12 protein-coding genes and 1 pseudogene are annotated in these 13,139 nt (G+C 73.7%); 8 read left to right on the top strand and 5 right to left on the bottom strand.

From position 1 onward, the window contains the following. The first annotated feature begins 124 nt into the window (after window positions 1-124). The 7 genes and pseudogenes from ACIRG6_RS15805 to ACIRG6_RS15775 all read left to right on the top strand — a co-directional run bounded on the left by ACIRG6_RS15805 (window position 125) and on the right by ACIRG6_RS15775 (window position 6,144). Window positions 125-502 (top strand): BlaI/MecI/CopY family transcriptional regulator, encoded by a 378-nt coding sequence (locus ACIRG6_RS15805; protein ID WP_403322999.1) that lies wholly within the window; start codon window positions 125-127, stop codon window positions 500-502. Beyond that, window positions 499-1,428, top strand: coding sequence for a M48 family metalloprotease (locus tag ACIRG6_RS15800; RefSeq protein WP_403322996.1), 930 nt, complete (start codon window positions 499-501; stop codon window positions 1,426-1,428). The genes ACIRG6_RS15805 and ACIRG6_RS15800 overlap by 4 nt, the downstream gene beginning before the upstream one ends. A 320-nt stretch (window positions 1,429-1,748) precedes the next feature. Then, window positions 1,749-1,970: pseudogene (locus tag ACIRG6_RS15795) on the top strand (lysylphosphatidylglycerol synthase domain-containing protein); the annotation flags it as partial. A gap of 426 nt (window positions 1,971-2,396) precedes the next feature. Further along, entirely contained in the window at window positions 2,397-3,335 is a 939-nt protein-coding gene (locus ACIRG6_RS15790; RefSeq protein ID WP_403322994.1) for an ABC transporter ATP-binding protein, read from the top strand. After that, window positions 3,332-4,171 carry an ABC transporter permease gene (locus tag ACIRG6_RS15785; protein ID WP_403322991.1) on the top strand — a complete coding sequence of 280 codons (840 nt, stop codon included), beginning with the start codon at window positions 3,332-3,334 and terminating at the stop codon, window positions 4,169-4,171. The genes ACIRG6_RS15790 and ACIRG6_RS15785 overlap by 4 nt, the downstream gene beginning before the upstream one ends. Before the next feature lie 27 nt (window positions 4,172-4,198). Continuing rightward, window positions 4,199-5,479 carry a sensor histidine kinase gene (locus ACIRG6_RS15780; protein ID WP_403322989.1) on the top strand — a complete coding sequence of 427 codons (1,281 nt, stop codon included), beginning with the start codon at window positions 4,199-4,201 and terminating at the stop codon, window positions 5,477-5,479. Next, complete coding sequence (locus ACIRG6_RS15775; protein ID WP_403322987.1) at window positions 5,476-6,144, top strand: response regulator; 669 nt, start codon at window positions 5,476-5,478, stop codon at window positions 6,142-6,144. The genes ACIRG6_RS15780 and ACIRG6_RS15775 overlap by 4 nt, the downstream gene beginning before the upstream one ends. A 63-nt stretch (window positions 6,145-6,207) precedes the next feature. Here ACIRG6_RS15775 and ACIRG6_RS15770 read toward each other — a convergent pair whose 3' ends face one another. The 5 genes from ACIRG6_RS15770 to ACIRG6_RS15750 are packed head-to-tail and all read right to left on the bottom strand — an operon-like array spanning window position 6,208 to window position 11,661. Then, a complete protein-coding gene (locus tag ACIRG6_RS15770; RefSeq protein WP_403322984.1) occupies window positions 6,208-6,936 on the bottom strand; it encodes a response regulator transcription factor in 729 nt (242 codons plus the stop codon). Between the two features lie 52 nt (window positions 6,937-6,988). Continuing rightward, complete coding sequence (locus ACIRG6_RS15765; protein WP_403322981.1) at window positions 6,989-9,631, bottom strand: FtsX-like permease family protein; 2,643 nt, start codon at window positions 9,629-9,631, stop codon at window positions 6,989-6,991. Then, window positions 9,628-10,317 (bottom strand): ABC transporter ATP-binding protein, encoded by a 690-nt coding sequence (locus ACIRG6_RS15760; protein ID WP_403322978.1) that lies wholly within the window; start codon window positions 10,315-10,317, stop codon window positions 9,628-9,630. Before ACIRG6_RS15760 ends, ACIRG6_RS15765 begins: the two co-directional genes overlap by 4 nt. After that, window positions 10,304-11,035 carry an ABC transporter ATP-binding protein gene (locus tag ACIRG6_RS15755; protein WP_403322976.1) on the bottom strand — a complete coding sequence of 244 codons (732 nt, stop codon included), beginning with the start codon at window positions 11,033-11,035 and terminating at the stop codon, window positions 10,304-10,306. The genes ACIRG6_RS15760 and ACIRG6_RS15755 overlap by 14 nt, the downstream gene beginning before the upstream one ends. A gap of 5 nt (window positions 11,036-11,040) precedes the next feature. Next, window positions 11,041-11,661 (bottom strand): hypothetical protein, encoded by a 621-nt coding sequence (locus ACIRG6_RS15750; protein ID WP_318215055.1) that lies wholly within the window; start codon window positions 11,659-11,661, stop codon window positions 11,041-11,043. A 158-nt stretch (window positions 11,662-11,819) separates the two neighbouring features. Here ACIRG6_RS15750 and ACIRG6_RS15745 point away from each other — a divergent pair, with 158 nt between their 5' ends. Continuing rightward, window positions 11,820-13,136, top strand: a complete 1,317-nt coding sequence (locus ACIRG6_RS15745) for a HAMP domain-containing sensor histidine kinase (protein ID WP_403322972.1) — start codon at window positions 11,820-11,822, stop codon at window positions 13,134-13,136. The last annotated feature ends 3 nt before the right edge of the window (window positions 13,137-13,139 follow it).

Below are 13,139 nucleotides of genomic sequence, written 5' to 3'. Positions count from 1 at the left end.
TCGGGAGCCCCTTCATCCTTCTGCGGACCGTCGGACGCGGCGCAACGGCGGCATCCGACGGCTGACTACAATCGTGTAGACGGTCTACTGCACTGTAGACGATGGCGGAATGAGGAACGTTTCCATGACCGATGCCGACGCGAGGGACGAGAGGCGGCCGGCCGGCGAGCTCGAAGCCGCCGTCATGGCGGCGCTGTGGGCGGCTGGAGCCCCGCTCACGCCCGGACGGGTGCAGACCGAGCTCGGATCCGGCCTGGCCAGGACCACGGTGGCGACGATATTGACCCGCCTGCACGAGAAAGGCGTCGTCAGCCGTGAGCGGCAGGGCCGCGGCTACGCCTACCTCCCGGTGCAGGACGCTCCCGGCCTGACCGCCCGGCGCATGCACACCGAACTCGACCGCGACACGGACCGGGAGACGGTCCTGGCCCGCTTCGTCGCCCAGCTCAGCCCGGGCGACGAGCAACACCTGCGCCGCCTCCTGGAAGGTGACGAAGGGTGATCGCCCTGCTGCTCGTCCCGCTGCTGCTGCCCTTCCTCGCTCCGGCCCTGGCCCGCCGCACTGTGGACCGCCTGGCCCCCACCACCGCGCTGTGGGTCCTCACCGCCTCGGCCCTGGCGCTGGCGGGAGCCTGTGTCGCCGCCCTCGGGGCGCTGATCCTGGCCGGGCTGCTCACGTTTCCCGCGTTCGCCGCCCTCGGCGAGCTCGTCCACCCCCTGCGCACCCCCGCGGACTACGTCGTCCTCCCCGCGGCCATGGCGGCCACCGGGGTGCTCATGCTCAGCGCGTGGACGCTCGCGCGCTCGGCCCTGCGGCAGACCCGCGCCTTCCGCACCGCCCGCACGCAGGCCGACCGCCGCCCCGCCGCAGGTGACCTGTGCGTGATCGAATCGCCCGATCCGGACGCGTACGCCCTGCCCGGCCGGCCCCACCGCATCGTCGTCACCACCGGCATGCTGCGCAGTCTGGGACCTGCCGAGCGTGAGGCCCTCTTCGCCCATGAACGCGCCCACAACCGGGCCGGTCACCACTACTTCCTGGCCGCGGCAGAGCTCGCCGCCCACGGCCACCCCGCCCTGCGTGCCACTCGAGCCACCATCCGGTTCGCCGCCGAGCGGGCCGCCGACGAGGCCGCCGCGGACGTCGTCGGCGACCGCCGCCTGATCGCCACGGCCATCGCCCGCGCCGCCCTCGCCGGAAACGCCATCCCCTCCACCCGACCGGACTTCGCACCCGCGGCGGCGACCGGACCGGTGCCGCAACGCGTAGCGGCGCTTCTCGCACCCACCCGGAGGCCCCCGCGCACCACCCGCCGTACCGCGTTCCTCCTCGTGGCTTGCACGGTCCTGTCCGTCGCCGCCGGAGCGGCGGGCGTCGTCGACTTCCACCACGAGGTCGAGGTCGCCCAGAGCGAGGAGGCTCCCTGACCGCTTCGGCCCCGGCGGCTCACCGCCGGATGCGCAACCGGCCCGCCGTGTGATCATCCTCAGGCGAGGACCGGCTCCAGCAGCCGGAGCAGGTCGCCGGTTGTGTCGGCGGCGCCCAGCGCGGTGAGGGCGCCAAGCGCCAGAACGGTCACCGCCAGCGGCCACGGGCGCGGGGGTGGGGCGGTCTGGAGGGCGGCGATACGGCGGGAGACCGCGCGGTCGGCGAAGCCGAGTCCGTGCAGCGGTTTCCGGCGGCCGGCCGCGAGCGCTGCCCGAGCGAGGGCGCGGGCGGTGGACGCGCGGTCCCCGACCTCCGCGGCCGCCTGGCGTACCTCCTTGCCAGCGGCGCCGCCGTACTGCTGCCCACCCCGGGTGGTCTGGGCTGGCTGGACGCGGCGCTCGTGCTGATGCTCACCGCGGCCGGGGTGCCGGGAGCCGCGGCCCTGTCGGCGGTCTTCGGCTGCCGGCTGCTGACGGCCTGGCTGCCGCTGTTCCCCGGCCTGCTGGTGCTGGGGCTGCCGGTCCTCCGCTCCGTCCTGTGATGCTGGCTGATGCCAAAGGAATCGGACTCGACGTCGCCCCTCCCGGCGCCCCTTGCCGTACTGGCGGCGCCTGGCGAGCGGTGCCCCAGCGCGAGCGCGGGGCCCCGCTGGTCTCGCCTCCCCGCGCCGCACACCGCATGTCATGACGAACGCCTTCATGGGGCCCCTGTGACACGCGGGTACTGGCCGAGGCCCCGTCGGACGGCGAGAGCCTGGTCGAGAGCGGGCCCGGTGCGGGCGCCTGCTGTGACGGCCGTGGGGCTGACGAACACGGAACGCAGCGCAGGTGGCCGCGTAGTACCGCGGTACTACGCGCCCGCCGCGCTTCGGCCCCCCGGTACCACCGGATTCGGGTGATACGGCGCTTAGCGTGGCCGGTGAGGCGTCCGAAGTGACGGGCGCCCGACCCCCACAGGGAGAGCGCGGATGATCGACGCACGGCGGTTGACCAAGCGATACGGCGAGAAGACAGCCGTCGACGGGCTGGACTTCGTGGTGAAGCCCGACACCGTGACCGGCTTCCTGGGGCCCAACGGCGCGGGCAAGTCCACGACCATGCGCATGATCGTCGGCCTCGACGCCCCGACCAGCGGCTCCGTCACCGTGAACGGCCACCACTACGCCCACCACCGGGCGCCGCTCCAGGAGGTCGGCGCCCTGCTGGAGGCGAAGTCGATCCACCCGGGCCGCTCGGCGTACAACCACCTCAAGGCGCTTGCGCTCACCCACGGCATTCCCGACCGCCGGGTCGACGAGGTCATCGGCCTCGCCGGACTCGACAGCGTGGCGAAGAAGCGGGCCGGCGCCTTCTCCCTCGGGATGGGCCAGCGGCTGGGCATCGCGGCGGCGCTGCTGGGCGATCCGCAGACGGTGATGCTCGATGAGCCGGTCAACGGGCTGGACCCGGAAGGAGTGCTCTGGATCCGCAACCTCCTGAAAGGGCTCGCCGACGAGGGTCGGACGGTGTTCGTGTCCTCCCACCTGATGAGCGAGATGGCCCTGGTCGCGGACCACCTGATCATTGTGGGACGCGGACGGCTGCTGGCCGACACGACCGTGGCAGACCTGATCCGCGAGGCCGGCGGGGACACGGTGAAGGTCGTCACCCAGGACCCGGCACGGCTGAGGGACGTACTCGCCGGGCCGGACGTCGACGTCACCGGCCGGATCGGCTCCGAGGAGCTGCAGGTGACCGGGCTGACCGCCCGCGAGATCGGGCTGAGGGCCGCCGAGCACGGCATCGCGCTGTTCGAGCTGAGCGCGCGGAGCGTGTCGCTGGAGGAGGCATTCATGGATCTGACCAGGGACGCCGTGGAGTACCACGGCACCACGACCGGCATCGACACCCTCGGGAGGCCCGCATGAGCACCCTCACCGCAACCGCAGAGGAACCCAGGACCACCCCCGCCCGCCCGGCCTACCGGGTGACGGGACGGCGCGTGCTCGCCTCCGAGTGGGCCAAGCTGTGGTCCCTGCGCTCGGCCTGGATCACCCTCGGCCTCGGCCTGCTGTTCCTGGTGGCCTTCGGCCTGATCTCCGCGAGTCGCTACAAGTCGGGGATCGACTCCGGCCACATGGACCGGGACTTCGCCGATTCGACGGCCGTCGGCCTGTCCCTCTTCGGCACGAACTTCGCCCAGCTCGCCCTCGGCGTGCTCGGCGTGCTGGTCACGGCGGGCGAGTACTCGACCGGCATGATCCGCTCCACGCTTGCGGCGGTGCCCCGCCGACTGCCCGTGCTGTGGTCCAAGGCTGCTGTCTTCGGACTGGTCGCACTGGTCGTGGGGACGGTGGGTGGGTTCGTCGCCTTCCTGTTCGGCAGCGGAATCGTGTCAGGCACGCCCGCGGCCATGAGCTTCTCGCACGCCGGTGTGCTGCGGAGTCTGCTGGGCGCAGGGCTCTACCTCGGCCTGGTCGGGGTGATCGGAACTGCCCTGGGCGCGCTGCTGCGGTCGGTGGCCGGCGGCATCTCGGTGCTGGTCGCCGCCCTGATGCTGATCCCCGGCCTGATCTCCCTGCTGCCGAGTTCCTGGCAGGACGACATCAGCCCCTACCTGCCGTCCAACGCGGGTGAGTCGATGTTCGCGCTGACCCACGACTCGACGGCCCTGTCGCCAGGCGCCGGGCTGATGGTCTTCGTCTGCTGGACGGTGCTGGCGCTGGGCGGCGCGGCGTACCGGCTCGCGCGCACCGACGTCTGAAGCCCGCACCATGGACAGGTGACGTCCGTGACCACCGATGACATCAGCGGGATGGGTCCGATGGTCGCCCGGCTGTCCCGGGGCGGCCAGCGGTTGCGGCAGGCCGACCGGGCCCGTCCGTGGGTGCTGGACACCGCGGTCGTGGTCGTGGTCTTCCTGATGTTCTGCCTGCCCGACCTGCTGCGCGGCGGGGTGGACGACGGCGACGGCCCGCGCCGCTTCCGCCTCGCCTTCACCGCGCTGCCCGTCGCGGGAGTGCTGGCCCTCCAGGCGGGCCTGCTCCTGCCCCTGCTCTGGCGGCGCCGCAGGCCCATGGCGGCCTTCGGTGCCATCGCGGCGGTCTTCGTCCTCCAGTGGTCTCTGGGCGCGGCGCTGCGCGCGGACGTCGCGCTCTTCGTCGCCCTGTACAGCCTGGCCCTGCACGGGCGGCTGCGGCAGCTGCCCTGGGCCGGCGCGGTCACGGCCGGGGCCATGCTGCTGGTCGCGGTCCGCGCGTCCCCGGCCGTGTCCGTCGGGGACGCCCTGTTCTTCCTGCTGAGCACGGCGACGGCGGCCCTCGCGCTCGGCCTCGTGGTGCGGATCCGCCGGGCCCAGCTCGCCGGACTACGGGAGCGGGCCGCCCGGCTGGAGGTCGAGCGCGACCAGCGCAGCAGGCTGGCCACGGCCACCGAACGCGCCCGTGTCGCGCGCGAGATGCACGACATCGTCGGTCACAACCTGTCCGTCATCATCACCCTCGCCGACGCCGGTGCCTACGCCACGGACGCCGCCCCCGAACGGGGCAAGGAGGCCCTGCGGCTCATCGGCGACACCGGCCGGCAGGCCCTCGGCGAGCTGCGGCGCGTGCTCGGCGTACTGCGCGAGGCCGGGGACGGTCCGGCCGGTGGGCCCGAGCTCAGCCCGCAGCCCGGCATCGCGGACATCGGCGCCCTGTGCGCCACGGTCCGCGCCGCAGGACTGGAGGTCGTCTACCGGACCTCCGGCGACGTCGAAGCCCTGGACGACGGGGTGCAGCTGACGGTGTACCGCATCGTCCAGGAGGCCCTCACCAACACCATGAAGCACGCCGCCGACGGAGCCCGGGTGCACCTGGCGGTCGCCGTGACGGGCGCCCGGCTGAGCATCCGGGTCCAGGACACCGGCCCGGCCGCACAGCCGGGACCGCCGAACGAGGAAGGGCACGGCCTGGTGGGCATGCGGGAAAGAGCCGCTCTGTACGGAGGCATCGTCAGCGCGGGACCGACGGCCGGCGGAGGATGGAGCGTCGAGGCCGTCCTCGACCTCACATCCCGGGGCGGTGAGGGATGACCACCGTCCTCATCGTGGACGACCAGCCGCTGCAACGCTACGGCTTCCACCTGCTCCTGGACTCCGTCCCCGAGACCGACGTCGTGGCGGAGGCCGCCCACGGCGCGGAGGCCGTCCGCAAGGCCGCCGAACTGCGCCCGGACGTCGTCCTGATGGACGTCCGCATGCCCGGCATGGACGGCATCGAGGCCACCCGCCGCATCGTCGCCGCAGGCGGCCGCTCACGCGTCCTCGTGCTCACGACGTTCGACCTCGACGAGTACGTCCACGCCGCGATCCGGGCCGGGGCCAGCGGTTTCCTCCTCAAGGACGCGCGCCCCGAGGAGCTCCTCGCGGGGATCCGCGCCGTCGCCTCCGGCGACGCCGTGATCGCGCCCGCCCTCACCCGCCGCCTCCTGGACGAGTTCGCCCGGTACGTCCCCGCCCACCGGGGTGACGCCGCCGAGGACCCGAGGCTCGTCTCCCTCACCGACCGCGAGCGGGAGATCCTCGTCGCCGTCGGCAAGGGCTGGACGAATGGCGAGATCGCCTCCCGGTTCGTGCTCTCCGAGTCGACCGTGAAGACCCACGTCGGGCGCGTCCTGGCCAAGATCGGCGCCCGCGACCGGATCCAGGCCGTGATCTTCGCCTACGACCACGGCCTCGCCCGGCCGGGCGCGGACTGAACCCGATGAGCGGCGGCCGGGAAGACCGGCGGCCTGCTCGCTGCTGCCGCGCCGCGGGACCCGTCAGAGTTCCAGGCGGTAGCCGTGCCCGCGCAGGGTGGTGATGCGGGGCAGGCTGCCGGGGCGGACCGAGGCGTCGGCGGCCTGCGCGAGGCGGCGGCGCAGGCCGGCCATGGTCACATCGAGGGTCTTGGTGGAGCCGAACCAGTTCTCGTCCCAGACCTCGGCCATCAGGGTCTCCCGGGAGACGGCCTCCCCTGCGTGCCGGGCCAGGACTGCGAGCAGGTCGAACTCCTTGGGACGCAGGTCGACGTCCGCGTCGTGCAGCGTGCAGCGTCGGGCCACGACGTCGAGGACCAGGTCGGCCAACCGGACTGGTTCCTGCGGCGGCGTGGCGACGACCCGGCGGCGCAGATGGGCGCGGAGCCGGGCGAGCAGCACGGTCAGGCTGAACGGCTTGACGAGGTAGTCGTCGGCCCCCGCGTCCAGCCCCGCGATGACGTCGATGTCGTCCGTACGGGCCGTCAGGATGACGATCAACAGGTGCGGATGCCGGGCGCGCACGGCGCGCGCGACGTCCAGACCGTCCATGTCGGGCAGTCCCAGGTCGAGCAGCAGCACGTCGTACGGGGTCCGCGCGGCCTCGGTCAGCGCTGCGGAGCCCGTCCGGCTCCAGGTCGGTGCGTAGCCGTTGCCGCGCAGGCCGGTTTCCAGGTGGCGGCCGATGGTCTCGTCGTCCTCGACGACGAGGACGCGGTGACGGCTGGGGTCGGCGATCGCGTGCGTGCGCATGCTGGACAGCGTAGGAGCGGGCGACGCGCGCGGCCTGCCCGCTCCCGTCCGCTCACAGGTCACGCAGCTCCTCCACGGCGGGCCGGCCGGCGCTGCGGATGCCGTTCAGCGCGGCCGCCAGTACGGCGACGACGGCCGCGCCCGCGGTCAGGGCCAGGTAGCCGCCCGGCACCGACAGGCTCGCGGGCGGCGGATCGAAGACGCCCGTCAGGACCTTCACGAGCATCTCGGACAGGGCCCAGCCGATGAGGGCGCCGCCCGCCAGGCCGCCGGCGGCCAGCAGCAGGGCCTCGGTGAGGACCATGCCGCGCAGTTGGCCGCTCTTCGCGCCGAGGACGGTGGCCACGGCGAAGGTACGGCGGCGCTCGGCGAGGCCCAGGGCGAGGACGAGCCCTCCCGCCCCGGCGGCCAGCAGCACCGCGAAGGCCAGCTCGATCCGGGTGAGTCCGGCCAGGTCGACGGAGGTCAGACTGGTGCCCACCGTGCCGCGCGTCTGCGTCAGGTCGGTGACCGTGGCGCCGGTGCCCAGCTGCCGGCGCAGATGCGCGGCGATCTGCTGCTGGTGACTGCCGCCCGTGTCGAGAAGGAAGGCGCCGACCGCGTCGCTGCCGGTCGCCCTCGCCACGTAGTCGGCGTTGGCGACGAAAAAGCTGTCCTTCGGCGCGGTCGGGAACTCCTTGACGATCCCGGCGTAGTGGAAGGGCACGGTGCGCAGCGCTTTCGTACGGGCGTTCTGGATCCGGAGGTTGACGGTGTCACCCGGGGAGAGCTGGAAGTCGTGCACGGTCTCCGCGCTGACCAGCAGGTTGTCGGGGCGCTGGGCGAGTCGACGCATCAGCTGACCTGCCGTACCGCCCGAGAAGTAGGCGTCCTGGAGCGAGGTCGCCTTCGCGACGGTGGCGGGCCGGACGCCGTACAGGTCCTGTAGGTCGGAGCCTACGTAGGCGTAACGGTGCTGGAGGGGCTCGACGTGCCGGACGCCCGAGACCTTCAACGTGTCTGCCGCGCTCGCCCGGACCTGGGCGCCGGGCGGTTCGGTGACGGTGACGTCCGCGCCGTTGGTGAGGCGGGCGTCGACCTCGGACTGCTGCCGGTAGGTGGAGTTGAAGACGGCCGTGGAGATCGCGAACGACACGGCGAGGGCGAGCAGCACCACCGAGCGGGCAAAGGGACGCCGGCGGCGGGACAGCACGGCCGCCGTGGTTCCGGAGAGGGTCGCGGTCAACGGCCGGGCGAGCCGGGCCAGCACCGGACGGCCGTGGGCGAGGACCAGCAGGGTCAGCCGCCACAGGAGCAGGGCCGCGCCCAGCCACAGCAGGGCCGGGCCGAGGAACGCCCAGTAGGAGACGGAGACGCTGGGCACGCCCTCCGGGGCGAGGACGAGGGCGTACTGGTTGCCGGAGGAGGCGCGGAAGACCAGCCAGGAGCCGATCAGCAGCGCGAAGTCCAGGCCGTACCGCAGCCACCAGGGCGAACGCGACCCGCGCGGCTCCCGCCTGGTGTCCGCGACGGTCACCGTGCGCAGATCCCGCACGGCGGGCACGAGCACGGCAGCGGCGGCCACGGCCACACCGAGGACGAAGGCGACGGCGTACCAAAGGGCCCAGGTGCCCGCGCCCGCCCCGAAGGAGGCGGCGCTGAAGGCGAGGCGGCCCGTCAGCGCGGCGAGCCCGAGACCCGCGAGGCCGCCGACGGCCCCGACCAGCGCGGCCTCCAGGCCCGCGAGCGCGGTGATCTGGCGGGGACGTAGCCCGCGCAGCCGCAGCAGGCCCTGTTCCCGGCGGCGCCGTTCGCCGCCGGCCGAGGCGACCGCCACGGTCAGAGCGGCGGCCAGGACGGCGCCGGGGACGCCGAGGAAGAGGAAGAGGATCTGGGCGTAGAGGCCGTCCTGGCGGGCGGAGTCGAGGGCGGCACCGAGGTTGTTGCCGACGAGCGCGGAGCCGGCCGACTTGGCCTCCAGGTGGTGTGCGGCGCCGGTGACCGAGGTGAAGGCGGCGGCCGGGTCGGCCGGCAGTTTCGCGTCGCGGGCCACGTGGATCTGGGTGGTGACGTCGGTGGCTCCGCGGGTGAGGGAGGCGAACCGGGCGGCGGGCAGGAGGACGATGTTGTCCGGGGGAGCGGTCGGCTGGGACTGTGTGGGCGCGCCGACCTTCTGGAACAGCGAGTCGGCCTGGGGCAGGTCGACCACGCCGTCCACCCGCACCTGCCGCAGTCCGGCGCCCGGCAGCCGTACGCCGATGGTGTCGCCGGGGGCCGCGTGCAGGTTGGCGGCGGTCTGCTGGGCGAGCAGGACGCCGGTACCGGAGCCGGAGAGCGTGCGCAGTTCGTCGGGGAAGTGGCTGCGGTAGTCGGCCGGCAGGCCGAGCGCGACGCCGGGGCCGGTCGTCTGGGTGCTGCCTCCCACGGTGGCGGTGAAGCCGGTGGTGCGGGCGAAGCCGACGGGCAGTGCGGCCCGGGTGCCGCCGGCGGCCTGCACCAGTGACCGGACGGCGTTCGGGTCGGCGCCCGGCTGTACCTCGACCTGCCAGTCCACGGCGACCGAGCGGACCGCCCGTTGGGTCATGGTGGCCTTGGACGCGGTGAGGAAGGAGCCGAGCGCGGCGACCAGTGCGACGGCGAGGGCGATCCCGGCGACGGCGGCCAGGAGCCGTCCGATGCGGTGGCGGGCGAGTCCGCCCGCCCATGCGGTGATCATGACAGGCTCCCTCGTGGGTCCGGGTCTTGCGCCGCTTCGGCTGCGAGCAGCCGGCCGTCGCGCATGCCCCGCCGAAGGGTGAGCCGGGCGGCGACGGCGGGGTCGTGGGTGGTGACGACGAGGGCCGCCCCCGTCCGGTCGGCCGCCGCGAGCAGGGCGTCCAGGACGCGGGCGCCGGTGGCGTGGTCGAGGCGGCCGGTGGGCTCGTCGGCGAGGATCAGCCGCGGCGCCTGCGCCAGCACCCGGGCCACGGCCACCCGCTGGGCCTGGCCGCCGGAGATCTCGTCGGGCAGCCGGTCGGCCAGCCCGGCCGCGCCGACCACGTCGAGCGCCTCGGCGACCGGACGGCGGGTCTCCTCCTGCGGTCGTCCCGCGAGGACGAGCGGCAGCGCGGTGTTCTCCGTGATGTCGAGGGCGGGGATGAGGCTGTCGGCCTGGAAGACCAGTCCGATGTCCCGCGGCCCGTGGAGTCCGGGCCGGGTGATCGTGCCGCTGGTGGGGCGTTCGAGTCCGGCCAGCAGATGGAGCAGGGACGACTTCCCCGACCCGGACGGTCCCACGATCGCCAGCCGCTCGCTGGAGCGGACGTCCAGATCGGCGCCGTGCACCGCCACCACGGCAGTGGGGCCCCGGCCGAAGGTGAGAGCGACGCCCCGGCAGGAGACGAGTAGGTCAGGGGAGGACATGGCTGCTCTCCTTCGCCTGAGCGGCTCCCTCGTGTCCCTCGTGCGCCCGCCCGTCGTCCAGGGTGATCACTCGGTCGGCGCCCCGCACCGCTTCCGCGCTGTGCGTCACGATCAGCACCGCGCAGCCGTCGGCCGCCCGGTCCCGAAGCATCCGCAGCACCAGCTCCTCGGTCACACGGTCGAGTTCGCCGGTCGGCTCGTCGGCCAGCAGTACGGCCGGGGAGTTGGCCAGCGCGACGGCGAGCCCGGCCCGGGCCAGCTCACCGCCGGACAACTGCCGCGGCAGCGCGCCCGACCGCCGCCCGAGCCCCACCTGCTCCAGCATCGCCCCGGCCCGCACGGCAGGACGGCCGCGCACCGCATGCTGGGCGAGTCGGATGTTGTCGCGCACGGTCAGATGCGGCAGCAGGTTGCGGGACTGCAGAAGCACTCCCACATGGCGCGCGCGCAGCCGGGCGCGTTCGGTCTCGGGCCGATGGCTGATGCGCACGCCCGCCACCCGGACCTCGCCGCCCGACGGCTCGTCGAGCCCGGCCAGGCACGCCAGCAGGGTCGACTTGCCCGCCCCCGACGGGCCGATGACGGCGACCGTCTCCCCCCGCCGCACCCGTAGTGACACTCCGCGCAACGCGAGCGTCTCCTCCTCACCGGCCCGGTAGAAGCGGTAGAGCTCCCGGGCGGCCAGCACCACGTCGTCGTCGGACGGTCCAGAGGGCATCGCACTCACCGCCACGCGAACGAGTCGCTGACGATCCGCCACGGGTCGACGTTGTCGGCGTTGACCGGGCCGGACAGCGTCAGGTCCACCTCGTGGCCCTTCTGGTAGAAGGCGTAACGCTCGAACGCGTCGCGTACCACCTTGCCGGTGACCGGGTCCTTGGCCGAGTCGCCCTGGTAGGTGAGAAGGACGACGGGGCCCGCCTTACGGGTGACCTGCGACACCTTCGGCGATGCGAACTTCGACACCTGACCGCGCAGTCGAGGTACGACCGTGTCCTTGACGGAGGTGACGGTCGGGGCGGTGGAGGCGTTGGCCGTGGCGATGGTGACGCTGTTCAGCTTGTCCGTGAAGACCGTCGTACCGCCCTTGTCGGTGCGGGCCCAGCCCTCCGGTACCTTCACCGTGAACCCGGTGAAGCCGCCGGTGGGACGGTAGGCCACGAACACCTGGTTGTCGGGGATGTCACCGGGCGGGTTCGACTCGGTGGGGGCCGGGGTCGCCTGTGCCGGGGCCGCGGAACCCGAGCCGGAATGCGTCCCGGACGATGATCCGGAGCATCCTCCGATCACCGTCGCGACCACCGTCACTGCGACCAGGCCGGCGGAAGTACGTTTGTACGACATGCCACTGCCCTCCCGAGGAACTGCCGGGAACTGTTCGCCGGCCATGTCACCGACGCTAGAGAGCCCTCGGTTAACGCCCCGCACGCCGACGGTTAGACGACGGCAAAAGCGCGTGGCGGACCGCCCGCGGACCGGTCGGGGGCCCGCAGGATGGGAGCATGAGACAGCGCGTGGTGCGAGTCGCCCTCACCGCCGCCCTGGTCGCCGTCATCCTCCTCGCCGTCCCGCTGGCCCTGGCGATCAGGTCGTCCCTCTACGCCGACCAGCGCGACACCCTGGAACGGGCGGCTCTGTCAGGGGCTGTACGCGTCAGCCCGGACTACGCGACCGGCGACCCCGTGGAACTGCCCGCGCCACCGGCCGACGGCCGTCTCGGTCTGTACGACCCCTCGCTGCGCCTGCGGGCTGGTACCGGCCCCCGCACCGGCGACACGGCCGTGCGACGGGCGCTGGCCGCGGAGGTGGTGCGCGGCCGGCCGGACGGTGACCTGGTCGTCGCGGTGCCCGTCTCGCACGCCGAGCGGGTGATCGGCGTCGTACGGGCCTCCTCGCCCGCAGCCGCCGTGCGCGACCGTGTCCTGACCGCCTGGACGGTCCTCGCCGCGGTCTGCGCCCTCGCGCTGACCGTGGCCGTCCTCGTCGCCCGCAGGCAAGCGCGGGTGCTGGCCGCGCCACTGGAGGACCTCTCCCGGCACTGCCGGGCCGTCACCGCCGGCGACCTGAGCGCCCGGGCCGCGCCCAGCAGCATCGCCGAGATCGACCAGGTCGCGCGGACCCACAACGAGATGCTGCACAGCCTGACCGAACTCCTGCGCCGCGAGCGTGACTTCACCGCCAACGCCTCCCACCAGCTACGCACCCCGCTCACCGGGCTTCAGCTCACGCTGGAGGCGGGGCTCGCCCAGGACGACGCTCGGACTCGGCCCGCCCTGGAGGAGGCCCTGGCGACCACGCGTCGCCTGCACCGCACGGTGGAGGAGGTGCTGCGACTGTCCCGCTTCCACGGCCTGCCGCGTCGGCCCGCCCCGGACACGCCCGTGTCACAGCTGCTGCGCGAGACCGAGGAGCGCTGGCACGGACTGTTCGCCCGCGACGGCAGACGCCTGGAGGCAGGGGCCCCCGAGACGGGGGACGACGTTCGCGTCCTCGGCGCCCCCGTCACCGAGATCCTCGGCGTCCTGCTGGAGAACGCGCGCGTCCACGGGCGCGGCACCGTACGCCTCACCGCCCGCGACCTCGGGGAAGCCGTCGCCTTCGATGTAACCGACGAGGGCGCGGTGGACGGCGAGGCGTCCCGGCTGTTCGACCGCGGCCGCACCGGCGCGGGGGAGGGATCCGGCATCGGCCTCTCCCTCGCCCGAGACCTGGCCGTCTCTCTGGGCGGAAGACTCTCCCTGACCGGCCGCCGTCCCGCCGTCTTCACCCTGCTCGTCCCCGTACACCGCGAGGAGCCCGGCTCCGAGGGCGACGGATGAGGA

It is taken from the genome of Streptomyces flaveolus (assembly GCF_044765825.1).
Taxonomy (GTDB): Bacteria; Actinomycetota; Actinomycetes; order Streptomycetales; family Streptomycetaceae; genus Streptomyces; species Streptomyces flaveolus.
Note: the sequence above shows the minus strand (reverse complement) of the source record. Positions and strands in the feature narration are given on the sequence as shown.